15 protein-coding genes are annotated in these 24,761 nt (G+C 59.5%); 8 read left to right on the top strand and 7 right to left on the bottom strand.

Features of this window, described 5'->3' with window-relative positions; translation table 11 throughout:
• Window positions 1-41: 41 nt before the first annotated feature.
• Together C5F75_RS31105 and C5F75_RS31100 are read right to left on the bottom strand one after the other, a co-directional pair.
• A complete protein-coding gene (locus C5F75_RS31105) occupies window positions 42-5,552 on the bottom strand; it encodes a trifunctional serine/threonine-protein kinase/ATP-binding protein/sensor histidine kinase (RefSeq protein WP_104013240.1) in 5,511 nt (1,836 codons plus the stop codon).
• 119 nt (window positions 5,553-5,671) lie between these two features.
• A complete protein-coding gene (locus C5F75_RS31100; protein WP_104013281.1) occupies window positions 5,672-6,328 on the bottom strand; it encodes a response regulator transcription factor in 657 nt (218 codons plus the stop codon).
• A gap of 222 nt (window positions 6,329-6,550) precedes the next feature.
• Here C5F75_RS31100 and C5F75_RS31095 point away from each other — a divergent pair, with 222 nt between their 5' ends.
• The 3 genes from C5F75_RS31095 (at window position 6,551) to istB (ending at window position 10,149) form a co-directional block, all read left to right on the top strand.
• A complete protein-coding gene (locus C5F75_RS31095) occupies window positions 6,551-7,009 on the top strand; it encodes an MEKHLA domain-containing protein (protein WP_104013239.1) in 459 nt (152 codons plus the stop codon).
• An 871-nt stretch (window positions 7,010-7,880) separates the two neighbouring features.
• On the top strand, window positions 7,881-9,359 hold the full coding sequence (istA, locus tag C5F75_RS31090) for an IS21 family transposase (protein ID WP_407641370.1): 1,479 nt from the start codon (window positions 7,881-7,883) through the stop codon (window positions 9,357-9,359).
• The gene (gene istB, locus C5F75_RS31085) at window positions 9,352-10,149 is read left to right on the top strand and encodes an IS21-like element helper ATPase IstB (RefSeq protein ID WP_104013238.1); all 798 of its coding nucleotides are present in this window, start codon (window positions 9,352-9,354) and stop codon (window positions 10,147-10,149) included. Before istA ends, istB begins: the two co-directional genes overlap by 8 nt.
• A gap of 606 nt (window positions 10,150-10,755) precedes the next feature.
• On the opposite strand, the gene C5F75_RS31075 is transcribed toward istB, so the two are convergent.
• On the bottom strand, window positions 10,756-11,964 hold the full coding sequence (locus C5F75_RS31075; protein WP_258048621.1) for an ATP-dependent helicase: 1,209 nt from the start codon (window positions 11,962-11,964) through the stop codon (window positions 10,756-10,758).
• 50 nt (window positions 11,965-12,014) lie between these two features.
• Window positions 12,015-13,805: an ATP-dependent nuclease gene (locus tag C5F75_RS31070; RefSeq protein WP_104013235.1), complete on the bottom strand. Its 1,791-nt coding sequence runs from the start codon at window positions 13,803-13,805 to the stop codon at window positions 12,015-12,017.
• Window positions 13,806-14,152: 347 nt separating this feature from the next.
• On the opposite strand from C5F75_RS31070, the gene C5F75_RS31065 reads away from it, so the two are divergent.
• On the top strand, window positions 14,153-15,451 hold the full coding sequence (locus C5F75_RS31065; RefSeq protein WP_104013234.1) for a hypothetical protein: 1,299 nt from the start codon (window positions 14,153-14,155) through the stop codon (window positions 15,449-15,451).
• A 495-nt stretch (window positions 15,452-15,946) separates the two neighbouring features.
• Here C5F75_RS31065 and C5F75_RS31060 read toward each other — a convergent pair whose 3' ends face one another.
• Window positions 15,947-16,351: a DUF2384 domain-containing protein gene (locus tag C5F75_RS31060; protein WP_104013233.1), complete on the bottom strand. Its 405-nt coding sequence runs from the start codon at window positions 16,349-16,351 to the stop codon at window positions 15,947-15,949.
• A gap of 901 nt (window positions 16,352-17,252) precedes the next feature.
• Here C5F75_RS31060 and C5F75_RS31055 point away from each other — a divergent pair.
• The 4 genes from C5F75_RS31055 to C5F75_RS31040 all read left to right on the top strand — a co-directional run bounded on the left by C5F75_RS31055 (window position 17,253) and on the right by C5F75_RS31040 (window position 21,398).
• Window positions 17,253-18,287, top strand: a complete 1,035-nt coding sequence (locus tag C5F75_RS31055; RefSeq protein ID WP_059581413.1) for a LysR family transcriptional regulator — start codon at window positions 17,253-17,255, stop codon at window positions 18,285-18,287.
• A 160-nt stretch (window positions 18,288-18,447) separates the two neighbouring features.
• Window positions 18,448-18,828 (top strand): response regulator transcription factor, encoded by a 381-nt coding sequence (locus C5F75_RS31050; RefSeq protein WP_059581410.1) that lies wholly within the window; start codon window positions 18,448-18,450, stop codon window positions 18,826-18,828.
• Window positions 18,829-18,858: 30 nt separating this feature from the next.
• Window positions 18,859-20,757, top strand: a complete 1,899-nt coding sequence (locus tag C5F75_RS31045; protein WP_059581408.1) for a PAS domain-containing sensor histidine kinase — start codon at window positions 18,859-18,861, stop codon at window positions 20,755-20,757.
• The gene (locus tag C5F75_RS31040; protein WP_059581405.1) at window positions 20,754-21,398 is read left to right on the top strand and encodes a response regulator transcription factor; all 645 of its coding nucleotides are present in this window, start codon (window positions 20,754-20,756) and stop codon (window positions 21,396-21,398) included. Before C5F75_RS31045 ends, C5F75_RS31040 begins: the two co-directional genes overlap by 4 nt.
• A 120-nt stretch (window positions 21,399-21,518) precedes the next feature.
• Here C5F75_RS31040 and C5F75_RS31035 read toward each other — a convergent pair whose 3' ends face one another.
• Together C5F75_RS31035 and C5F75_RS31030 are read right to left on the bottom strand one after the other, a co-directional pair.
• Window positions 21,519-22,847, bottom strand: coding sequence for an MFS transporter (locus tag C5F75_RS31035; protein WP_059581402.1), 1,329 nt, complete (start codon window positions 22,845-22,847; stop codon window positions 21,519-21,521).
• Window positions 22,848-23,346: 499 nt separating this feature from the next.
• Complete coding sequence (locus tag C5F75_RS31030) at window positions 23,347-24,711, bottom strand: FAD-dependent oxidoreductase (protein ID WP_059581396.1); 1,365 nt, start codon at window positions 24,709-24,711, stop codon at window positions 23,347-23,349.
• Window positions 24,712-24,761 lie beyond the last annotated feature (50 nt).

The raw sequence follows: 24,761 nt of genomic DNA, 5'->3' as shown, positions 1-24,761 counted from the left end.
AGTCACACGGCGCAATTCCGACAGTCGATGTCGCGGCGCGGTTACGCGAGCGACGCTGGAAGCGTGATGTGAAATGTTGTGCCGGAAGGTTCTTCGGGGGTCGCCCTCAGGTGTCCGTCATGGGCTTGAACGATCGAATGAGCGACTGATAGCCCGATGCCCATTCCCGTATCCTTGGTGGTGAAGAACGGCTCAAAAAGCCGTTCCATATGTGCGGCCGACATACCAGGGCCCGAGTCCTTCACCTTTATGTCTACCATGCCATCGTCGCTGCACGATGTGGTGATCGACAGCAGCCGGCGCCCTTCGTTGACGGCGTTCATCGCTTCGATCGCGTTGGCGACGAGGTTGAGTACGACCTGCTGCAGTTGTACGCGATCGCCTGTCACGATCGGAGCGGGCGCGGCAAGCGTCGTCTCTACGCCGACGCCATTTTTCTCCGCATCGCGGCGAGTCATAAACAGAACTTCGAGTATGGCATCGTTGACGTCCACCTGCTCCTTTCGAACCGGGGATTTGCGCACTAGGTCTCTGATGCGGTCGATGATGTCGCCGGTTCGCAAGGTATCACGCACGATCAGTTCGAGGGCCCTGGCTGCTCGGTCGACGTTTGCGGGGCGAGCAGACAGCCACCGCAGCGCCGCGTCTGCATTCGCGGACATCGCGGCGATCGGTTGCTTCACCTCGTGACTGATCATCGCCGTCAACTGTCCGACGGTAGATACACGGTTCGCGTGGGCGAGTTCCTGCTGCATTTCGCTGAACCGGATTTCGCTGTCTCGCGCGCGTGCCTCCGCACGCTTGCTTGCGCTCAGATCGAGAACGAAGGCGACCCCTTGATCGCCGTCGGGCGAGAACATCGCGGCGCCGACAAGGACAGGCGCACGGCTGCCGTCCTTGCGGAAATACTCTTTTTCGATTGGCGCAAGCACGCCGGTCGCGCGAAGGACCGGTTCGTGGATCTGGAAGTCGACCTGAATCCATTCAGGAGGGGTGATGTCCCGCCAGTTCAGCTGGCGATGACGGAGCTCCTCGCGACTGTAGCCGAGCAAGTCGAGAAAGGCGCTGTTCGCGTCCAATATCGTGCCATCCAGAGCGTAAATGAAGATGCCGATGATGTTGGCGTCCACGAGGCGCCTGATTCTAGCCTCGCGGTCGGACAGCTCTCGATACAGGCGTGCGTTCTCCAGCGTGATGGCGACCTGCGAAACGAGTACGCCAAGCGCCGCCAACCGGGTCGGCGCGAATACGCCCGTGGAAAGCCTGTTTTCCAGATAAAGCGTACCGACCAGTGTGCCGCGACGGATAAGAGGAATGCATAGAATCGAGCGCACTCGATGTGAGACGGTGTATGCATCGGTCGCGCATATTGGATCCTTCGATACATCCGGTATCGACAGGACTTCCCGAGTCCGCATGACGTAGGTGATCGTCGCCGTCGGGAGCCGCTTCGGATCGAGCGGTGAGCTTCCCTGCCGAATGCACACTGCTTCGCCTTGGACCGTCGCCTCGGCCTGTATCTCCGCGGGTCCCTCGTCCGCGGTGAGAATCAGAATGGCGCGATCCGCGCCAGAGTGCGTCAGTGCAGCCCGCATGAACGTATCGACTACGTTTTCGAGAACGATCTCGGACGAAACGCGCTGCGAGACGTCGATCAACATCCAGTAGTCGATCTCGCCGGCTGTGGACCGCGTCGTCTCGTGCGCGCTGCTGCCACGCGCGTCGGTGCCTAGATGCGGGTATGCGTCGTCGAGTTGCCGGACTTTCCCAAGCGCTCCCCAGCGCATATAACCGTAACGTGCATTGCGTAAGTAGGCATCGCTGATGATCGCGAAGCCACGGGACTGGTAAAAGCCCGCAGCCAGTTCGCTCGCAATCGCTTCCTGATGCGGAAAGTCGCTTGCGCGTGCGGCACCGATCGCCTGTTCATAAAGCCGCTCGGCGTCGAGTATGCGGGATTCGATGCGAGCGATCTCCGCATTCACGAGCGCTGCTCGATCGTCGAAATTGCGGGGAAAGTGGTTCGCCAGTACGTTGAGTTTCGCTTGGTGCCGAGCCAGTTGCTCCAGCCGCCGAGCACGGTTCTCCGGCGTCATCTGCTCCAGTGTTGCGGCCAACGTGAGCGCGGCGTAGAAATGGAACTCCGCCTCTTCGAGGAACATCGAAGAGGTCCACATCAGGGCTTCGGCGCGGAGCAGAGACTCGAAAGCGGCGTCGTGGTCACCCGCCAGATAACGTGCTTGCATTTTTCGCGTCCAGTACCAGCACTCCGCGATGGCAAGACCGCGGCGATGTGAAAGACGGGACTCAAATGCCTGTTCGTTAAAATGCTCGCTGCAGAATGTCCCGAGCCTTTTCGTCCGCCCTCGCAGGCTATCGATGAACGCGATTTGTGTCGAGATGATATCGACGACCAATCCATGTTGAGCGTTCCGGGCGAACGCAAGACCGCGTTCCGCTTCGGTGTGAACGGTGGAAAGGGGATTGCCCGCGAACAGCAACACCGTATTCATACAATTGAGGGAGTACGATGCGTACAACAGATCCCCGGTTTTGTTTGCCGCGGAAAACGCGTACCTCAACGTGTCTTCGGATGCGTGAACATGCTCTATCCAGCACTTCGTAAAGATTGCGAACACCATCGACGTGCTGGCATGGAAGCGATGTTGAACATTGCGTTCGGCAATGCGATAGCCCGCATGGCTGAAGCGAATCCCGAGGTCGAAATCACCGAAACGCGGACCGGAAGTCCGGGTCAGCGTGCCGTAAGCAACGCAGGACGCGTCACAGTTTCCACTGGTCAGGCTGAGGTTGATCGCCTTGCACGTAATCAGCGAGTTGAGATTGAAATCGGTGAAGCATGCTGCGGACAGCAGGCGTGTCAGTACCTCCAGCGTAGTCAACGCTAGCGGGTCGACCATGGCTGGTAATCCGGCGATGTCATCGACCGTCAGGCTGGCCGCACGTCGGTGGAGTTGAGCATATTCGTCTTGCACGTCCTGATCGGACGGATGTGCCGATGATGTGATACCGACGCAACGCAAATAATCGAGCGCGACGGCGATCGCGTCGTCGCTTTGATCGAGCGCCGTGTACACGTCCATCCGTTGTACCGTGACGCGACCGCGCGCGATCAGGTCTAATCCTTGTATCGGCAACGCTGCCAGGCGCCGTTCCGCCAGCTCGAGTTGTCCGGTCAGGAATTCACATTCGGCAAACTCAAGTTCGAACTCGAAATGGATGCCGGCAGGGTCGTTGGTTGGTATAGCGCTCAGTAGCGCCGCACCGGCACTGAAGTAGCGCAGCGCGGTATCGTACGCGGCGGATCGCTTCGCTCGAATGCCGGCTCGCAAATTGAGCGCCGCGACTTCGTGCCGTTCTTCTGCCAAGATGAGTTTGTCACCGGCGCGATTGAATTGGCCGACGATTTCAAACAACAGCCCTTCGTCGGTCCCTTCGGCAAGATGCGGTAACAGGCGCCGCGCAGCCATCAGGTGCATTTCCGCGCGCGAGCTGACAGGGATGAGCGAATATGCTGCCTCGTGAATCCGGTCGTGGGCGAATCGATAGATATTTCCAACGCGTTCGACGAGTTGTTGCCGGATGGCGGCCTGAAGCTCGCCGTGCAACGTTTCTTCGGTGGTTTGGCGCACGATCGCCAGATTGCAGGTCGTCGCTGCGCTGCCCAGGCAGGCAAGGTCGCGGAGTGCGGTGTTGCAGTTTGGTGGAAGCCGGTTGAGCCGGATAGCCATCAGATCCGCGACGTTGTCCGTATAGCGCGCGCTCCGGACGTCCTGAACGTTCCACGACCAGCGTCCGGCGGCCGGATCGATGACGAGCACGTTCTCTTCCGCGAGTGCATGCAGGAACTGAACGACGAAGAACGGGTTGCCTGCCGTCTTCGAATATACGACTCTCGCAAGCGGCTCGACCAACTTGTCGGTGGAGTGCAGGATGTCGCGAAGAAGTGGCGCGACATCCTTGGCGCTCAATGGCAACAGGTCGATTTCATGAACTGCGATTCCCGCCGCTTTGGCGGCAGAAATCTTTCGCGTCAGTGGGTGATCGGCATCGACTGCATTGTGACGATACGCACCGATCAGCAGCAGGTGGCGCATGTCGGAATGGTGCGCGATATGTTCGATGAGATCGAGCGTTGCGGCGTCTGCCCATTGAAGATCGTCGATAAAGAGCACAAGGGGAGGGCTCAGCTCAGCGAACACCTGTACGAGGTCCCGCAACACCCGTTGAAATCTGACCTGTGCCTGTTGCGGCGGCAAATCAGCTACGCCGGGTTGCTTGCCTATCAGCAGTTCGAGATCCGGCACGAAATCCGTGACGAGGCGTCCGTTCTGCCCGAGTGCGTCCAGCATCGCGTCGCGCCACCGGTGTACGTCGTCTTCGCCTCTGGCGAACACGGACTTGATCATGCCTTTCAGCGCAAGCGCCACCGAGGCATACGGTACGTCGCTGCTGTACTGGTCGCACTTTCCGCTGGCGAAAGTCCCTTGAAACGTGCCTACCGCGGTTTGCAGCTCGCGCGCGAGACACGATTTGCCGATACCGGCATAACCGGAAATCATCACCAGTTCAGTCGATCCCGCGAGCATGGCCCGTGAAAATGCGCCGGTCAGTCGCGCCAGTTCTTGGTCCCGACCGTACAACTTGGCCGGTCGGGAAAGTCGCTCGGGCAGATCGGCGATGCCCAGCTCGAACCGAGATATCGTCGCGGTCGCTGACCACTCCGCCATGCATCGACGCAGGTCGCGCTCCAATCCTGTCGCGCTTTGATAGCGTTCGCCGGGGCATTTTTCGAGCAGTTTCATGACGATCGCCGACAACTGGGGATCTACGAGTCCGTGGCGCAGATGGGGCACTACGGGCGTGCGCGACGTATGACTGTGTATCCACTCCATCGGGGTGGTTGCGGAAAATGGCAGTTGCCCGGTCAACATGCGATAAAACACGACACCAATGCTGTACAAATCGCTGCGCGCATCGATCTGCCAATTCATGCGGCCCGTTTGCTCAGGCGCCATGTAGGGCATGGTGCCTGCAATGACTTCAGCGTGCTCTGCCATCTCGGGACGATCCTGGCCGCTGAGCGCGATCCCGAAGCCGGTGAGCCGCACACGGCCGCCGGCTTCGTCAACGTACAGGTGAGCGGGTTTGAGATCGCGGTGAACGATCTTGGCGGCGTGCATATGGCCGACTGAGACGACGATCAGGAGGGCAATATTCAGAAAGCGTCCAGTATCCAGCGGCTCACTCAATAGCTGCTCGAGGCTGACGCCGGCGGAGTTTTCGAGAATGAGTGCGACGCTGTCGCCTTGCCGCTGCAATTCGAGCGGGCGCAACGCCCACGCGCCATCCAGCTGGTCGCGCATCCGGTATTCGTTCAATAGATGTTCAACGGCGATCGTGTCAGATGCGCCGCGTCGCGGCCGGACGACGACGACCGGGATGCGCCGCCCTTCGGCATTCGTGAAGCATGCGCGGGAGTGAGAGATGCCGTCGTCTTCGGGGATGATGGAGGGGGCGGTATCGGTCATGCCGGCAATCGCTGTTCCGGGAGAGGGGTATAGCTGACGGAGCCGTTCATGACGACCGGCAACGCCGGCGATCTGGCGCCGCGCCGTCACGATCGCCGCAGGTCGTTAACGTTGCGCGCTCAGGCCAGTGCGGCCAGACGCTCGTCGCGGCTGATCAAACCCAGCGCTTCCGCTTTCAGTACGAAATCGGCAATCGACGGCGACTTCATTTTCTTCATTGCTTGCCCGCGGTGCAGCTTGACCGTGATTTCGCTCAGGCCAAGTTCGGCCGCAATTTGCTTGTTCAGCAGCCCGTGGGCGACCATCGTCATGATGGTTCGTTCTCGCGGCGTCAATGTGTCATAGGACGCGCGCAATATCGCCATTGACCGTTCGGACGTGCGGCGCTTGCAATCGGACTCCAATGCACATGTCACGGCGTCGATCATGTCTTGTCCGCGAAACGGCTTCGGAAGAAAGTCGACGGCACCAGCCTTCATCGCCTGAACCGACATGGGGATATCTCCGTGCGCCGTCATCAGGATCACGGGCAAGCGCATGTTCCGCACGATGTGCTCCTGCACGGCGAGTCCGCTGTGCCCCTTCAAGCGAACATCTAGGACGACGCAACTCGGTCGGTCCGGCAAGTCGGCGGCCAGGAAGCCGTGCGCACTGTCGAACGAAACGACATGCAGGCCGACGGAATCGAGCAACGTTTCGACAGCTTCGCGCACGGCACTATCGTCGTCTACTACGAAGACGACTGGATCCGTCGTACCACCATTCATGTCCGTCATCATCGCTCCGCTGCTGAGATCCGTAGAGAATTGCCTTTGATGCTTCTGCTTAATAATCCGGTAGGCCGGTTCATGAACCACCACATTTTAGAGCGAAACATATCGCCGGTACCAACAAAGGTCGGCTTGAACGGACCGGGCCGGGTGGTGGCGCGCCAGATGTTGCTGCATCCAAAATCGTCATACTATTAACGCCGAAATCCCTCTCTGGAGCACTTCGCGATGTCATCGAGTATTGACCTTCACTTCTTCCGCATCCTTGCGGACAGTTATCACCGACTGCTCAACAAGTCGCTCGTTCCCGCCGGGATGAATGCGTCCGAAGCCGCGACATGGCTATACGAGGAAGCGCCGTTCGGGATTCTGGCGCACGATTTAGCGGTAGATCCCGTGTTCGTCTACGGCAACAAGCGTGCGCAGGCCATTTTTGGGTATGACTGGGACGAACTCACCGCCCTACCTTCCCGGTTCTCGGCGGAGCCAATGGAGAGGGGCGAACGCCAACTGTTTCTTGAAAAAGTCGCGCGAGATGGCTTCGTGGCGGGATATCGAGGGATACGGATCACCAAGTCCGGCACACGCTTTTGGATCGATCATGCAACGGTGTGGCAACTCACTGATTCGGCCGGAAATCACTGCGGTCAGGCAGCGATGATCCCTGAGGTACACGCCATTCAGTAGTTCATGCAAACACCATACCTGAAATTGCGCGATGGTCGGGACCCTGTGGGTCGGCCAGCCTTTCGTAGACATCTTCGAGCCATAATTTATGGCAACCGAGGAGGTCAGGATGAGCGGCAAGCGGTACGCGGATAAGTTCAAGATCGAGGCAGTCAAGCAGGTAACCGAACATCGCAATGGATGTTGCGTTGCGAACGTTGAGCGTCCGACTTTCTGAAAGGTATCAGACGCATGTCGACTCGGAGCAGTCAATCAAGGCCGCTACCTTGTTGCCGTCTTTTTGAGGCAAGCATTGCCGAGGTAGTTCGACACGATTTCCAGGAAGATTCAGCGGAAATGACCTATGGGTGAGATTGCCTAGATCGGCCAAGGGACCGCGTTCAAGCGCGTAAGTACCGCTTGACCATACGTGGGGTCGATTTGCCTCGCGTAGTATGCCAGTCCAAAGAGATGGTGGCGAAGGCCATATATCGATTCAAATTTCCTATGATCGGCATGAGATTGGACGCCGTATTTGTCAATGAAATACAGGTGGCGATTCAATTCTTCGCGAAACTCTTTAGTTAGTCGCGGCTTCTCTCCATCGATCAATAATCCGAGCAGAAGTTTGCGGCCGCCGGGCGGGGTGACGGCAGTTTTGCTCAAATTTGGAGCAAGTCCATACTTTGCAATCAATTTATAGACATCAGTGATAAGTGCGCCGCATAAGTTTCGGCTACTCATCTCCTTCTGTTGATGTCCGCACAGAACTGACCCACTAGAGCTGCAAATTTTCATCGAATTTTGACCCACGTGATTGAATGCCCTGCTCAATCTTTGAGCAGGGGATACAAAGGTGATCACGGTGGGCATATTGGCCAAGATCAGGCGGATGTATTTCCGCGAGAAGGTCCCGCTGCGCGAGATTGCGCGGCGTACGGGCCTGTCCCGAAACACGGTGCGTCGCTGGTTGCGGCAGACTGATGCTGTCGAGCCGAAGTATCCGAAGCGCGTCAGCCCGAGCGTCATCGACGACTGGGCCGCACAGCTGACAGGTTGGCTGCGTGCCGACAGTCATCGCCCGAAGCGTGACCGGCGCACCGCCCGGTTCATGTTCGAGGCGATCCGCGCCGAGGGTTACGCCGGCAGCTACGGCCGCGTAAGCGCGTTCGTGAGGCGTCGGCACGAGGAGCAGGCTGAGGCGCCTCGCAAGAAGGCCTTCGTGCCGCTCGCCTTCGAACCCGGCGAAGCCTTCCAGTTTGACTGGAGCTGCGAATACGCGTTTGTTGGTGGGCTGCGGCGACGCCTGGAGGTCGCCCACGTCAAACTTAACTCCAGCCGCGCGTTCTGGCTCGTCGCCTATCCCACACAGAGTCACGAGATGCTGTTCGATGCGCACGCCCGCGCATTCGCCGCGTTCGGCGGCGTGCCGCGGCGCGGCATCTACGACAACATGAAGACCGCGGTGGACAAGGTTGGCCGCGGCAAGGAGCGTGCGGTCAACGCGCGCTTCGAAGCGATGTGCAGTCACTACCTGTTCGAGCCGGAATTCTGCAACCGGGCCGCAGGCTGGGAGAAAGGCATCGTCGAGAAGAACGTTCAGGACCGGCGACGTCAGATCTGGCACGAAGCAGCGCTACGGCGCTGGGAAACGCTGGAGATCCTGAACGAATGGGTCGCTGGTCAGTGTCGTGAGGCGTGGCACATGCGGCACCCGCAGTGGCCTGAACTGACAGTCGAGGATGTGCTGCAGGACGAGCGTACCCGGCTGATGCCCAATCCACGGCCGTTCGACGGCTACATCGAGCAGACCCTGCGAGTCTCGTCGACCAGCCTGATTCACTTCCAACGCAACCGATACAGCGTGCCCACCGAGTACACGAACCAGTTGGTGAGCGTGCGCTGCTATCCGGCATATCTCAGCGTCGTCGCCAACGCCCAGGAGATCGCACGCCACGAACGCAGCTTCGAGCGGCACATGACCTTCTACGATTGGCGCCACTACGTCACGCTGGTCGAGCGCAAACCCGGCGCACTGCGCAACGGCGCACCGTTCATCACGATGCCGCAGCCGCTGCAACTGCTGCAGCGGCATCTGCTGAAACACCCGGGCGGCGATCGCGTCATGACGCAGGTGCTCGCTGCGGTGCGCGAACACGGGCTCGATGCGGTGCTGCTCGCCGTACAGGCTGCGCTGGATTCAGGACGCCCCAGCGCAGAGCACGTCCTGAACGTGCTGAGCCGGCTGAAGGCGCCCGTCACGAATGGCAGGCTCGCCACGACGAAACTCCAGCTCAAGGAAGAGCCCGCGGCCGACGTGGGCCGTTACGAGACGCTGCGCGCCAACCCACCGGAGGATCGTCATGTCTAACGATATCGCGGCCCAGCTCAAGGGTCTTAAACTGCACGGCATGGCGAGCACATGGCCGGAGCTGCTCGCGCAGTCGCGTCACACTGACTTCGAGCCGGAGCGCTTCATGAAGCAGCTGTTGATGGCTGAAACCGCCGAACGGCAGGTGCGCTCGATCGCCTATCAAATGACCGCTGCGCGCTTCCCGGCACACCGCGACCTGAAGGGCTTCGACTTCGCGCAGGCACACGTCGACGAAGCGCTGGTGCGCGAACTGAGCGAGCTGTCGTTCCTCGCAAGCGCGCACAACGTCGTGTTCATCGGTGGTCCGGGCACTGGCAAGACGCACCTCGCCTCAGCGATCGGAGTCGAAGCCGTACAGCGCCACGGCAAGCGTGTGCGCTACTTCTCGACCGTCGAGCTGACCAACGCCCTGGAGCAGGAGAAGTCCATCGGCAAACAAGGCCAGATTGCCCACAAGCTGATGTACGTCGATCTGGTGATCCTCGACGAACTGGGCTATCTGCCGTTCAGCCAGACCGGCGGTGCATTGCTGTTCCATCTGCTCTCAAAGCTATACGAGCACACGAGCGTCGCGATCACGACCAATCTCAGCTTCGGCGAGTGGGCGAGCGTGTTCGGGGATGCAAAGATGACGACAGCGCTGCTGGACCGCGTCACCCATCACTGCCACATCGTCGAAACGGGCAATGAATCGTGGCGCTTCAGGACCAGTTCTGCCAAGGCAAAGACAACAAGAAAAAGAGCGGCAAAACCAGAGGGTAACGAAGAGTTATCCACACCGGAATAGATGTACTACGCTGTCTCGGGGTGGGTCAGATTTAGATGAAATCGGTGGGTTAAGACTCGGTGGAAATCAACACCTCACTGCCCGCCTCTGGGCCGAGGGTCCGTCTGGGCTGAAGTAACCTAATTTTGGGCACGGTGTGATGGGCCCGAACCACCGGCCGACCCGACCGGGGACTCTTCATCGTTCGCTGATGGAATGCGTACTGTGGCTTTTGGGAGCGCATAGCGAGTTCCCGCTCGACATAGAGCGCTATCGGCGTATCGGGGGTCTGCGCAGCTTCTCTTTTGATCAACTCGAGGAGTTTGGCCCGCAGTGTATCGGCACTGATGACAGTGAGTTCGTCCAGCCATCCAGCAGCGACCGATCTGTCTTCGTCGGAAAACTGCTTTAACCACTCAATGGCCTCGTGTGTCTCGGAGAAAAGTTGCGCGTTTGTGTTTGATGCCTTCATGTTCAAGGAGTCGATTTGCGTTCAAATTGGTTTCGCGCAGTCCGCTTCAAAAACTTTTAGAAACTGCACAAACTCCAGTGGCGGTCGCGTCACGTGAGGTCCTCAAAGTATCACTTATTGCGAGGTGTAGTCCCCACCCGAACACAGAGCGGTGTCTAGGCAAACGGCGCCTGATTAAGGTGCGCCGCTGCCTGCACCAGCACGAGGCAGCGCTCTTTCGCACGAGTGACTGCGTTGTAGAGCAGTCGACGCTTTTGATCAGCGCTACCTCCAACTGCCGCTGGCCAAAGCACGATGACGTTATCGAATTCGCGATTCTTGGCACCATGAACTGTCATACCCTTCCAACCATCGTCACCGTCACTTCGTGCTCGACGTCGACGGGCAAACACTTGCTTGATTGCAACTGTGATCTCGTCCTTGGCGAATAATGTTTTGCCACGTGTCCGTCGTTGCACGTCCATCCAGTCGACGATGTCTTGTGTAACCCGAAAATCCCCTGCGACATTAAGAAGAGCGATCACCCTAGCCATGTCGTTCATATCCTGGAAATCGACGTTGTCTAGGAAGCGCTCACCAGCTTTTCCTTCAGACTCTTCCCACGGAACAGAATACGGTCCAGCCCCTCTGGAATTCGTATTACGAGCAGCCCATTCCATAGTCGCTCGAGCAAACACGCCTAACGTCGGCGTGATTATGGCCACACTCTTGCCTCCTCCGTACCAGCGGAGGTTCGAGTTGATCCATGCACCTGCTAGCGGTGGCCTCGCTGTCGGTGTAACCATGAATACCCTTCCGGGATTCGGAGGCTCACCTCTACGGATCGCTGCAGCTGCATCGATAAGCTCGGCTTCGTTGGTGCGGTGAGGCTGAGTAAGGTCGTCCGCGTCACACACCCGAGCGAGCCACGCGCATGCCGGATTGGGTCGGAGGTCTTCGCTAAGACATTGAAATTCGTCAGCCGCCGCAAAGACTTCCAATCGATTTGACAATCCCGCAACAATACGGAGACGATTTTCCGTCATGTCCTGCGCCTCATCTACCAGGAGGATGGGGAAAGTGGCAGCTACCCAACTGCAAACATCTCCGTGCTGAAGAAGCGCCCCCGCAGCATCACACACCTGTTCGTACTGTTCCGGGTCAATGTTGGCAAATCCCAGTGTACTGGCGAGAGACAACCACCTTCGGACCAAGCGCCAAGCAAAGCTGTCGATCGTCGAGCACTCTGCGCGTCCCCGCAACGTTTGCAATTGTCCCAGCCGACCTTCCAGCCGCCGGCGGGAACCGTGCATGAATGTCAAAGCCAGAACTTTCTGCCCGTCTTGTAGCGGCGTCGCCTCCAAATGCTCCTCCAGCGACTGCATCAGTTGATGCGTCTTGCCGCATCCCGCACCTCCGGTGAACGCTCGAACTGTCACGGTTGAAAGATCCAGAAGCCATTGCCATCGCGAACGAAACGCCTTGTGTTATCGACTCCTGCACAGGCGCACGCAAGCCCACCAAGCAAATCTGAAGCACGCTCCCGACAAAGTATTGTCGTGGCAATCGCTTCTGCGACGAGCTCGTAGGCAATAATGTCCATTTTCTTCGCCTTAAGGTGAGCCACGACGTCCTCGATCGACGTGGGTGGGTCCACCGATAGGTCCGCGAGCTTGGCGATCACAGCACCTTCGTCTGCCGACAAGATCCAGCCAACTGCGTCCTCAACCATCGCTCCTTCATTCCACCGAATGATCGCTGCGGGAGGTTTTGGAGCCGCCAACAGACCATTCGCGTAGCGTCGCCCGTCTCCGTCCCCGTCAACGAGACAGCACACCCGCCCATGTAATCTAGCCATCAGCCTGTGAGTTTCAACCACTTTGGCGTCTTCCGTAGGAACAACCCCGACCTCGATGCCAAAGGGGCGGCTCATGGTATCGACCCACCCAGCCGTCATCATTAGCGGCCTCAGAATACATCGAAGCAGTTGAAAATCGGCTCGACCCTCGGGGATCAGCAGAAAAGGCTGCATCAGCGCGCTGAGTACATCGACCCGACTGTGCTGAAAGAACTTGCGCTCCCAGTTTTGGGCCGCGGCCGGCAACGGTGCCTCAAGAAACGGTTCAGCAGATAGAACCCCATCCTGCTTTTTCAGGATAAGAACCGAGGTTGGATCCGCCATGCTCGCAACTAGTGGCGAATGCGTTGTTACGAACGTTTGAGTCGATAGTGCCTGTACTCGGTGAACCAATCGCTGCTGCGCCGAAGGTGGCAGATGTACTTCTGGTTCTTCCAACGCCATCAAAAATTCGCCGCCGGCCGCTGCTCGAGCACGCCCCAACTCAAGCAGCAGAAGTAAGCCCTGCATCGAAACCAGTCCGCTTCCCTGCCTCGCGGCAGGGATGCTCAACCCGTCTGCCGCCGCGAAGTGAGCCGTTACCGCTTCCATCACGGAGCGACTATCCGTCCCCGTCAATCGCAGTTGGACTTGAGGAGCATTGGGAAATGACAGAGCCAGTTCTCTGTTGAGGTTTTGAATCAATGGTTCGATGCCAGGATCGGCATCGATTGGCTGGGCCGGTGCTCTCAGGCGATCTCGTTCTGCCAAGAGTGCAGCAGCAGGCTGAGCGGCGGCGGCCAGGACTGTGCGCTTGAACAATTCATTTCCCCACGAGAAGACTTTGTCCCATGTACGGCTCGCTCGAACGAGGTAGAAGCTCAACTCTTGAATGAGCTTCCCCGGTACAGCGGTCGGGGTCTCATCTGCAAATGGGTCAATAGGCTCGTCGTGGTCGTAAAAGTATCGCAGCATCTCTACCGCGAGTGACTCGTGGTCGAATCTAGCCTGTACAGCAATTTGACAGCACAACTTCCATGCGTCGTTCCGCCTGAGTGGATGGACAGCACCGGTTGCATCGTCCAGCCATTTGACTACTGCTCGACCTTCGCGGAACCATTGACTGCTTTGTTCCGGATCGTCGTTTGCAAAATCGGTGATCGTTGCGACCAGCTTGATGCGATCAGCAGCTTGCGGGCAGGAGCCGTAGAAGTCGTGTTCGGTTAGCTCGCGAAGCAGTCGATCCCGTCCCAACAGCAGTGTGAGGGCTTCGATTATCGATGTCTTTCCGGTATTGTTGTCCCCGACAAGGACCGGATGCTTTCCAAAGCGAACGAAGCCCTCACGGACACCGCGGAAGTTCGAAATCTTCAGGGTAGCGATTCTCATGCGATTCCTTTACGTTTTACAGTATCGGGCCCGGGTCGATAGTGCTGAGGTAGATATGAGTTACGTGAACAGAGACCACCTAATTTAAGCGAAAGCGCTCGTTGCACAAGCGCGGGACAACCCGACCTCTAAACGAATTGCGTCGCTACTCGTCAAATGACTACACGAAACGTCGCGGCTCAAGGTGATTTCCGCAACACTATTCCGATACGCTAGGATTGGGTTCCTACTGCGCTTGTTCGTATCTTTTTGACGTCGTTCTAAGATCGTATGGTGTCCCCGATCGAGCCGAAGGGTAATTTGGCTCGCCTGAGCGTACTTCCCTTGACACAAGTTCTTGACCACGCATGCTTCTTCAGTTCTTCCTTCCATATCTAACGCTTTGCCATCTGGCCTCTTGGGGTTTGGCACAAAATCTCGAGGGCCTGAGGTTATTCAAATACCTGAATACTCAGCCGAAGCAGATCGGTGATGTCATCTTCTATCCCCTCAATCTCAATCCGGCGGTGGGTGTCGCTAACTTGTCAGTTGTTCTCACGGGTGTTCTCGTCATCATATTTGTGCTGAACATCCGAGCCTGCTTCTACCTGAACAAGTGGGTTGGTAGTGCCGGTTTGACCCTATGGTTACTTCCTGGTCTATTGAGCATGTTCGGCTACGTGCCGGATATTCGCGGCGTGGCGCCTGATGTATTCCGCTTCGGTGAAGGTTTCCCGGGCAGCGCTGAATCAGCTGCGGCCAACCTGCTCATGTGTCTAGTTGCCGGCTGGTCTCTCATCATGCTGCTCAGTTCGCTCTGGAAGAAAAACACCTTCAAGAATGTCTACGACCATATCTGGTACACCATGGGACTGATCGCAGCCCTGTACTTCGTGGTCGATGCGGGTTTTTCCTCGTACAAGTCAGACCTGGAAGACGCCGACGACCGAATGGTCCGTACCCTGCAACTGTTTCGAATTGCGGAAAGACATCTCGACGTCCTGTGTGCTCTGCCGGAAACGGCAGAGCTATCTCCCGCATTGTGTGCGCTCGCTCCGGAGTTGAAGTGGGGTGTACTTAGCTATCTGGACATGAAAGGTAACGTGCGCTCGCAGATAGAGCCGCCCAATTGGGCTGCCAAGCTCGCCAGCGATCCCGTGTTGGCGAGCCAGATTAGAGCGCTCAACAATTGGGCCTGCACCCAGAGGCAGCAGCCGGGACAGTGCCAAGCAGTCCCCAGAGATACAGCTTTGTCAATCCAGGACATGGACACCCCCCTAGCTTTTCCCTCACCTAACTATGCTGACGCAATTCAGAGGTTACACGCCTCCATGGAAAAATCCGATCAACGCATCCGTGAAATTGAGCGAGGGCGCAATCTCCGTTATTTCGTATTCCTAGCCGTTGCATTTCTGGCTGGAGGGAAACTGGCCAACGCTTCAAGGGCGATGGTCAAAGATGACTCCGTCCGTCCGCGGTCGTGGGTACTCACCACTATCAAGTACGTCGGCAAGAAAGCAATAGCGACGCTCAAAGGTTTGACAACGCTGATCATCGACGCATGCTGTTACTTAGCCCAACAAATTGCGGTGCTACTTACCCGCTATCAGGCAGCCAGAGCAGTTCGCCTTGAGCAACGGAAAAAGGCGGCATCTGAGCAGGAATAGACTCGTGGTCAATGAACCAAGGCGCCTGATGCAACAGGACCCCGGCGGCTCCGTGGCCTAAGGGCGCGCCTGTATTCCATTTCCGTTCTTCAACACGGATACGGTTTCGGATGTCGGGTATAGATACTTTGCTACTCTACAACTGTCAAACCCGGACGGCAGCAGCCGGCCTGACGCCGTCAGCTGTCCTGCTTCATCGAAAGTTGGCTCCTCGGTGGGAGTTGCCCACTCTGGCGCCGACCAATCCGCCTGGGAGCGCGTGACATGACGTTGAAGTGTGTCCGAAGCGCACAGTCTCAAGCGGTTCTACTGTCAACGAGAGCGAAAAAACGCCCGCTATGCGAGCGGGCGTTTGAAGAGGTGGGGCAGGAAACTTACCGTGGAACAACGTCCAAGCCAGTAAGCCCCGCACCCTGTTTCTTGTCGCCGGCCCTAGACCGGCTGCAGCATGAGGGTAGCCGCAATTTGGCAGACTCGCAACGGGCGCCCATGGCCTTATCCGGCGGCGCCTATCTCAAGCGATGTGATGTAGCGGAGCAAGTCGTCTGTACGTCCTTCCGATACAAGCTGTTCGGCAGTCTTGTAGTCAAAGGTTGGCAACGGCTCATTGCGATACCAGAAGAGAGAGCTCGGCACGTCGCCGGAGACGTCGGTTGCGGCACGGATAATCCGAAGTGCGTCCCGAAGGAACTTCTGCACACTCTCAGATCCTGACAGGCGACCTATCGTGTTGCGATGTACATGTGCGAGCCGCGCGAGCGTCTGCATATCGATATGCAGAGCGGCTGCGAAACGTCTGGCTGAGATGATCGGATCGGGGCTGTCTGGTTCACGCAAAGACGCCATGAATTGCGCGAAATTGCTGGGCGCTGCCGCACTGCCGGTGATGTCAGATCCCATCGTTGCTCACTATTTGCACACTATAAGCACATTTATAGCACACACCGGTCTGCCATTGGGCCGTGAACCTCAAGCAAGCAGGGCATCGGCAACTCGTATGCGGCGTAGATGGGGCGCTCTTGATCCATGAGCGCCGCTTCTTTTCGGGTTCCTGCCTGCGCGTAAGTCTTTGATTTTAAAATCGTCTATACGGAGATTCGATCGGAGGCCATCTTTTCTGCGAATTTTGTAGGAAAAGGTCACCTTTTATGCCACATCCTCACGCGGAAATTCGCAGAAAAGATGGCCAAGTCATTGATTTGTATGGACCGCGGAGGTCACCTTTTTTGCGACCCTACAGCGGGAGTGGAGGGCTTGTGGTTGAGGTTTGCAGAAAAGGTCGCCTTGCCCGCAGTTGACAGGATCTTCTGCCGAAAACAGGTCCAGCGTCTCGAGACGGAGATCGTGGCCGTAGCTTTGAGAACCCGGATCCGGTGATGGATTTTTCTCGGAGGTGTTGTCCGGACCCTCATCGAGGAGGGCGGCATGAGATTGGCGTTTTCAAAGTGCCGCCAATGAATGCTCGACGGCCGCAAGTAATTCGGATCGCGTACTAATGCGGGGCAGGTGCGTGCCTGATAACGGCGCTATTTCGGATCAGCACATTGCTCAACGGAGCGTAATGGTACTGCGCCGGTCTGTCGTCCAGAGAGTCCGGATCGGTGTCACGCTATGTACCGGCGGGTAGGCGGGCGATTCCGTCCAATACGGCGAGCCGCACGCTTCGATCGCGCTGCGCCCGCGGTGCGACTATTAACACCATCGTATAAGGTCCAAACTCCCACGAGGTGATATTGCCGCGGCCGACTGTTCTCTAGACTTCCGGTTAATCCTTCTACCGCAACGATTTCCGGAGAACAGCATGGACCGTACTCTGCATGCGATGTCAGTGTTTAGTCACGTCGCCCGACTGGGCAGTTTCACAGCAGCGGCTGAGATGCTCGGTATCAGTGCAGCGTCGGCCAGCACGCTGGTCCGTCGATTGGAGGAGCATCTCGGCGTCACGCTGCTTCAGCGGTCCACCCGTTGTGTTCGCCTCACCACGGAGGGGGAGCAGTATCAGGAGCACTGCCAGCGCATTCTCGGCGAGATCGAGCATATGCAGCAGCAACTCAGCGGGGCGGGGAAGATCGCGCGTGGGCGGCTGGCGGTGGACCTCGACCAGGAGGTCGCGCATTCGGTTTTGCCGCTCGTGCCGGCTTTCCACGCCAGTTACCCCGAGGTGGGCTTGCGCGTGGACGTCGGCGGGGATGCGGACGGCCTGATCGCCAACGGCGTGGACTGCGCCGTCGTCGTCGGACAACTCGCGGATTCGTCGCTGCGTAGCCGGCGCGTCGGGAATTTTCACGTGGTGACCGTCGCCAGTCCGGACTATCTGCGCGTTCGGGGCACGCCGGCCGACCCGGATAGCCTTCATTGCCACGATGTCATCCATTACACCCCGAGGCGCTTCGGCCCAGCCCGGGAATTCCGCTACACCGTGGACGGAGCAGAGACACGGCTCAAGCTGGCGGAGCGCATTTCCGTCAATGACGTCCGTTCGGCGGTTCGTTATGCGGTAGAGGGTGTCGGTATTGCCCAGGTCAGCGAGCGTATGGTGACGGAAGAGCTCGCAAAAGGGCGGCTCGTCACCGTGCTCGACGAGTATGGTCCGCCGCCGCTACCGATTTCTGTCCTCTATCCGGACCGCCGGCAGGTGCCGATGTCGATACGGGCGTTCATCGACTGGATTCAAGCCCAGCTTCGCGATCTGGAGACTGCCAGCTTCGACGGCACGCCCGCGATCAACGGCGGGCGCGACGCAGCGCCATACTGGATGGCGGGCAGTGGCCGACACGACTCGCGGTTCATGCCCAAGGGGCTGCAGCAACTGGCAGCGACTGCCGCAACTGCATGACACACGCGGGCAACGCACGACGGTGTTGGCCGAGACGGCACTCATACCGACGTATAGTTTGCGCGCCGATTGCCGGCGGCATAGGATGCGGTCGAGCCGCCGACCTGAAATGCTCGCGTTCTCGATATTTTTACTGAATTGAAGGTCAAGGACCGCTCGTATGCCGAACCAAGGTATTGTTTCCATCGTCGATGATGACCGGTCCATCCGCAGGGCCACGCGAAGCCTCGTTCGTTCGCTCGGCTGGGAGGTCAGGGTCTACGAGTCCGGCGAGGAGTTCCTTGACGCCGACTTGATAATGGACGTCGCGTGTATCATTTCGGACGTCCAGATGAAGGGCATCACAGGGCTGGAGATGTACGAAGCGCTTCTCGAGCGCGGACCGGCTCCCCCCGTGATCTTCATCACGGCTTTTCCATCCGAAACCACCCGCGAGCAAGCGATGAAGCTTGGCGCGATCTGCGTATTCAGCAAACCGGTGGATCCGGCGCAGATCAAGCAGCGCCTGGAGGAGATCGGCTCGGAAAGCAATCGGACCTGATCCGGAAATCCGTCTTTACCGAGTGACTCTATGAATAACGACCGCCAGGCGGGTGACGGCCACGGCGCATACGCGGATCCGGTCATCGCTCCGGCCGAACTCGCGGCGGCGCGTGCGTCCGAGCTCGGGCCCAATCTCCAGGCGCAACTCCGGAACAGTCAGCCCGCGGTATACGCGGTCGCGATTGCGTTGGGCCTCGCGGTATTCCTTGTCGACGCGTTTGCGCCCGTCGACGTCGCCGTCGCGGTTCTGTATGTCGTCGTGGTGCTGCTGGTCGCGTCGGTCGCCTCCCAAACGGTCACCGTCGGCGTGGCCTGGGCATGCGTATCCCTGACGGTCCTCGGATTTCTTCTGGCTCAGAGCGACCAGATAGCCGTCAGTTCTCTCGCGCGCTGTATCGTGAGCGTCATCGCGATCGTGACGGTCTCGGCATTGGCGTTGCGCAATCAGAGCAGCAGGGCGACGCTGCAGAACCAGGTCGACTTGCTCAATCTGACCCACGACGCGATCGTGGTGTACGGGCTCGACGGGCGTATCCGCTTCTGGAGCAAAGGCGCGGAGCGCCTATACGGATGGAGCGCGCAAGAAGCGTTCGGGAAAGCGTTCCATGAGCTGACGCGCACCGGCGCCGCGCTGCCGATTGCCGACCTGATCGAGAAGACGGTGGCGCACGGCAACTGGCAGGGAGAGCTCACGCGCATTCGCAAGAACGGCGAGCGCGTCGTGATTTCCAGCCGATGGATCGTGTCGCGAGACAAGTCGGGCCTGCCCGTCGCCATTCTTTCCACCGATAGCGACGTCACTCAGGCGAAATCGCTGGAAGCCGAATTGCGCCGCCAGAAGGAAGAGCTCGTGGCCACCGTCGACGCGATTCCCGCGATGGTCTGGAGCACGGACGAAGACGGGCGCTTGCTGTACCTCAATCGGCGCTGGACGGATTACGGTGTGCGGACCAGTGACGGCACGGATGTATGGCGCGATATCGTTCATGCCGACGACATCGAGACGTTGCGCGCCGCGTGGCGCCAGGCGATTTCCACGGGAAGCCCGTTCGAGGTGACGGCGCGCGTCCAGCTCGGCAGCGGCGAGTATCGTTGCATGATCGTCGGTGCCGCACCTTTGCGCGGCGGAGACGGCCGGATCCTGCGCTGGTACGGCGTCAACACCGACATCGAGGCGCGCCGGCAAGCCGAGCAGGCGCTCGAGCGATCGCACGCGGAGCTCGCGCATGTCACGCGGGTAACGATGCTCGGCGAGCTGGCGGCTTCGATCGCGCATGAAGTCACCCAACCGCTGGCTGCGATAGTCACGTCAGGTGAGGCAGGGCTGCGCTGGCTGGACCACGACGTGCCAGATCTCGTCGAGGTGCGGGATTCCGTCGAGCAGATGACCGACGACGCGAGACGGGCGACGGATATCATCCGGCAGATCCGTGCGATGGCCAAGCGCAGAGACAGGGACGACGCGCTCGTCGACGTGACGTCCATCGTCGAACAATCGATCGATCTCGTGCGCCGCGAGCTTCAGATTCACGGCGTCGAGGTCGCGCAAAGCTGCGAGCCGTCGCTCTGGGTCCGCGGAGATCGTGTCCAGTTGCAGCAGGTCATCATCAACCTCCTGATGAATGCCGTTCAGGCGATGAGCGACGTCGCGGACCGCAAGCGGACCCTCGTCGTGTCGACCGGGCTGGTCGATGGCGCGAACGTGCAGGTACGCGTGGAGGATTCCGGCCCCGGCATTCGTGGCGAAGACGTCAATTCGTTGTTTACGCCGTTCTTCACCACCAAGAAGGAGGGCATGGGCATGGGGCTCTCGATTTGCCGTTCGATCGTTGAGGGGCATGGCGGCCGCATCTGGGCCGAGTCGCAAGAAAACAAGGGGGCATCGATGCAGTTCGTTCTACCGCTTGAAGGAATCACGCAGTCATGAGCCACGGTCCCGATCTCATCGCAACAAACTCCGTCGTGTACGTTGTCGACGACGACGATTCCATGCGCAAGGCGCTCGGCCGGCTGTTTCGCTCGGTTGGCTTGAGTGTCGAGCTCTTTGGCTCCGCGCAGGAGTTTCTGGATTTCGACAAGCCCGATGTGCCGAGCTGTCTGATTCTCGACGTCCGGCTCAAAGGACAGAGCGGACTGGCGTTGCAGGAGCAGATCGTCGCGGGCGACGTGCAGCTGCCGATCATCTTCATTACGGCTCATGGCGATGTCGAGATGTCGGTGAAGGCGATGAAGAACGGGGCGCTGGATTTCCTGTCCAAGCCCTTTCGCGACCAGGACATGCTCGATGTCGTCCAGAATGCATTGCTGAAGGATGAGAAGCGGCGGAAGTCGGAGAGCCGTGTCGCCGACGTGCGCCGCCGCTACCAGACGCTGACGCCGCGCGAGCGCGAGGTGATGAAATACGTCGTGAGCGGCCTCCTGAACAAGCAGATTGCCGCAGAGCTCGGATTGAGCGAAATCACCGTGAAGATCCATCGCGGCCACGCAATGCGGAAGATGGGCGCGCGAACCCTGCCCGAATTCGTGCTGGGCGCGCAATCGCTGGGGCTGGATCCCACCGCGGAGTAGCAGTACCGATCTCGACGCGCGTGAGCGCCGCGCCGCGTCAGCGCAACGGAACACGCCGGTGGGGCGATCCGGCCGCATCGCCCTGTCGATCCGGAGCGAACCGGAATCGCGGCCCGGGGGCTATCTGTTGACGATGTGTTTCGGCAACGACAGCGTCAGGCAGAAGCCCAGCAACAGGCACGCGATCATGCACGAGACGGGAAGCGCGAAGCTCCCGGACGACTGTTTGAGAACGCCGACCACATAGGGGCCGAAAAAGCCGCCGATGTTGCCGATCGCGCTGATCCATGCGATGCCGCTGGCGGCGTTGCCGGGGCCGAGAACCGCCGTGGGCATTCCCCAAAACACCGGGGGAAGAGAAAGCAATCCCGCATTCGCGATGCACAGTGCCATCACGGTAAGCCACAAATTGCCGTGCCAGACGAGGGCGAGTGTCAGCCCCAACGCTGCCAGCAAGAATAGTGCGGCGGTGTGGACGCGCCGCTCTCGGCGGCGATCCGCGCTTTGTCCGGCCGTGATCATCACGATCATCGCGAACGCGTTGGGCAGCGCCGCGATCAATCCGATGAAGAGATCCCTGCCCACGCCGAGCGACTTGATCATCGTGGGCGCCCACAGCGTGTAGCCGTAAATGCCGACGACGTCGAGGAAATAGATCAGCCCGAATACCCAAAAGATCCAGCTGCCGAACATCGCGTTGTTGTTCGCCGAAGCGGCGAGAGCACGATCTTCGGCAAGCGTTCGGGTGAGGTAGGCTCGGTCGGCCTCCGTCTCGTGGCGGCTTTGGGTGACATCGTCCTCGAGATACTTCCAGCAGAGAAGCGCGGCGACGAACGCAGGCAGCGCCTCGACCATCAACATCCATTTCCAGCCGGAAAGCCCGCCGATTCCGTCGAAATACTCCATGATGAAGCCGCTCAGCGGCGAGCCGATCAGACCGGACAGCGGCAGCGCCGCGTAGAAGGTGGACAGCACCCGCGCGCGGTGGTATCGCGGGAACGACTGGGAGATGTAATAAACGATGCCGGGCACGAGCCCGGCCTCCGCCACCCCGAGCAGATAGCGCATGACATAGAACTGCTTGGGCGTCGCGATGAAGGTGGTCAATGCCGAAACGATCGCCCACGACAGGATGATTCGCGTGAGCCATCGCTTGGCGCCCACCCGCTGCAGGATCATGTTGCTCGGAACTTCGAACACCACGTAGCCCAGCGCGAAAGTACCCGCGCCGAATCCGAACACCGCATCGGTGAAACCCAGGTCGACCCCCATCTGGAGTTTCGCGAAGCTGACGTTGATGCGGTCGACGTATGCGGCAACATACGCAAACATGAAAATGGGCAGGATTCGCAGGGCGAGATGCCGCGAAATACGATTTTCCCGCGCTTCGTCGTTCGGGTCGTTGCTATCGACCGGACGACCGGATGCGCGCGTCGCGTTCAGATCCAAGAGGTTCCCCCGTTGCTCGGCGAGCAAGGCCGCACAAATGTGTCGACATCGACGCCAGTGATCGTCGATATCGGATGCCAGCAGCAATTCACGTATCCACTCCACGACGCACGGCCGTGCCCGCACTTCGTTCGCGTCGGTAACGAGGCGCAGGCAATGCTGGATGAGGTGGAAGAACGGCGACTTTGCCCATCGTTCACTCGAGGCGTCCGGACCGGGACGCCGGTGTTGACGAAGGCATATTTTTCTCAGGGCCCGCGATCGCGGAACTGCCCGTGCGGCACATGACGGGCTGGCGTTGCGCGATTCGAACTCGTCCGGAGATTTTACCGGATAGTGTCGATCGCAGGACAGCGGCTGTCAGCATTTTTATCGTGGCGGCGACGACTGAATTGGAAGCGCGAAAGCCGCCGCGACGCAAAGCGCGTCGTGGCGGCACGAGCATCGGGCTGGCCCCGCGTTCGGTGGGGCAAGCCAGGCAAATGGCAAAGGCACTCGCTTATTTGATGGTGGCGAAGAGCAGATTGAGGCCTTCGGCGAGAAGCGGGTGGGCGATGATGGCGTCGCGCACGGACGTGTACGGCAGGTTGCCGATCATTGCCATTTGCACGACCGACATCACTTCGCCCGCCCCCGAGCCGACCATCGTGAAGCCCAGGATCTGTCCGGTTTCGGGCGCCACGAGTGCCTTCATGAAGCCTCGCGTCGTTCCGTTGGTGCGGGCTCTCGGCACGGCCGCCATCGGCAATTTCGCGACGATGACGGGCGTGTTGCGCGCCTTGGCGTCCGCTTCGTTCAGGCCGATGCGCCCCAGTTCCGGATCGGTGAACAACGCGTACGGAATGATGCGCGCTGCCGTGCTGCCTGCCCGCCCTTCGATACCGGCCTTCAGTACGCGATAGTCGTCGAACGACGCGTGCGTGAACATCGGCGTGCCGGCGACCTCGCCGATCGCCCACGTTCGTTCCGCGGTGGTCGCGAGCGCGTCGTCGACCTTGATGAAGCCCCGCTCGTCGCGATCGACGCCTGCCAGATCCAGGCCGATGTCGTCGGTGACCGGCCGCCGGCCTGCCGCGACGAGCAGATGACTGCCGTCGATCGATGTGCCGTCGTCGAGCTTGACCGTGACGCCTGTACCCGAACGCCCGCTTACGCCGGTAATCCGGGCAGACAGATGCAGCGAGATGCCGTCGTCCTCGAACGCGCGCTGGATTTCGACGCTGACGTCCTCGTCCTCGCGAATGGCGACCCGCGGTGCGTCGTGAATGAGTGCGACCTCGCTGCCGAGGCGCCGAAACGCCTGGGCCATCTCCAGGCCGATGTAGCCGCCGCCGATCACGATGAGCTTTTTCGGCAGCACGTCGAGGTTCAGCGCTTCAACGTGTGTGAGCGGGCTCGAGTCACGCAGGCCGGGCACGTCGGGAACCGCCGCCACGGTGCCGGTGTTGATATAGACGTTCTCGCCTTCGAACAGCTGTTCGGAGCCGTCGCCGGCCCGAACGAGGATGCGTCGCGGCGCGACGAACCGACCGGAACCGATCACGAGATCGAGGCCCGACTGTTCGAAAGCGCGGCGGTTGATATCCACCATGCCGTCGACGACTGCACGGACGTTCGCATGCACGCGCGCCATGTCTGCAAGATGGTGCGCGTCGGCGGACGCCGCTCGCCACGCATGCATGTTGCGCGCGTTCTGAATCAACGTCTTGCTGGGGATGCACGCGACGTTGATGCATGAACCGCCGATCATGCCGCGTTCGATGACGGCGACGCGCTTGCCGCTTCGGGCGAGGTCCATCGCCAGGGATTTTCCGCCCTTGCCGCCGCCGAGGAACAGATATTCGTATTGCTTCGCGCTTTCCATAACGTTACTCCTTGATTAATCCGACAGGCGAATCCGCGAGATCGACGCGC

The sequence above is a fragment of the Burkholderia anthinoferrum genome (genome assembly GCF_002925705.1).
GTDB classification, from domain to species: domain Bacteria; phylum Pseudomonadota; class Gammaproteobacteria; order Burkholderiales; family Burkholderiaceae; genus Burkholderia; species Burkholderia semiarida.
Note: the sequence above shows the minus strand (reverse complement) of the source record. Positions and strands in the feature narration are given on the sequence as shown.

Excerpts from the sequence above, each read along its gene's own strand:
- C5F75_RS31055 (WP_059581413.1), top strand. The coding sequence starts at position 17,253 with ATGGACCGTACTCTGCATGCGATGTCAGTGTTTAGTCACGTCGCCCGA.
- C5F75_RS31040 (WP_059581405.1), top strand. The coding sequence starts at position 20,754 with ATGAGCCACGGTCCCGATCTCATCGCAACAAACTCCGTCGTGTACGTT.
- C5F75_RS31105 (WP_104013240.1), bottom strand. The coding sequence starts at position 5,552 with ATGACCGATACCGCCCCCTCCATCATCCCCGAAGACGACGGCATCTCT.
- C5F75_RS31060 (WP_104013233.1), bottom strand. The coding sequence starts at position 16,351 with ATGGGATCTGACATCACCGGCAGTGCGGCAGCGCCCAGCAATTTCGCG.
- C5F75_RS31045 (WP_059581408.1), top strand. The coding sequence starts at position 18,859 with ATGAATAACGACCGCCAGGCGGGTGACGGCCACGGCGCATACGCGGAT.
- C5F75_RS31100 (WP_104013281.1), bottom strand. The coding sequence starts at position 6,328 with ATGACGGACATGAATGGTGGTACGACGGATCCAGTCGTCTTCGTAGTA.
- C5F75_RS31075 (WP_258048621.1), bottom strand. The coding sequence starts at position 11,964 with ATGCAGTCGCTGGAGGAGCATTTGGAGGCGACGCCGCTACAAGACGGG.
- C5F75_RS31030 (WP_059581396.1), bottom strand. The coding sequence starts at position 24,711 with ATGGAAAGCGCGAAGCAATACGAATATCTGTTCCTCGGCGGCGGCAAG.
- C5F75_RS31095 (WP_104013239.1), top strand. The coding sequence starts at position 6,551 with ATGTCATCGAGTATTGACCTTCACTTCTTCCGCATCCTTGCGGACAGT.
- C5F75_RS31070 (WP_104013235.1), bottom strand. The coding sequence starts at position 13,805 with ATGAGAATCGCTACCCTGAAGATTTCGAACTTCCGCGGTGTCCGTGAG.
- istA (WP_407641370.1), top strand. The coding sequence starts at position 7,881 with ATGTATTTCCGCGAGAAGGTCCCGCTGCGCGAGATTGCGCGGCGTACG.
- C5F75_RS31050 (WP_059581410.1), top strand. The coding sequence starts at position 18,448 with ATGCCGAACCAAGGTATTGTTTCCATCGTCGATGATGACCGGTCCATC.
- C5F75_RS31065 (WP_104013234.1), top strand. The coding sequence starts at position 14,153 with ATGCTTCTTCAGTTCTTCCTTCCATATCTAACGCTTTGCCATCTGGCC.
- istB (WP_104013238.1), top strand. The coding sequence starts at position 9,352 with ATGTCTAACGATATCGCGGCCCAGCTCAAGGGTCTTAAACTGCACGGC.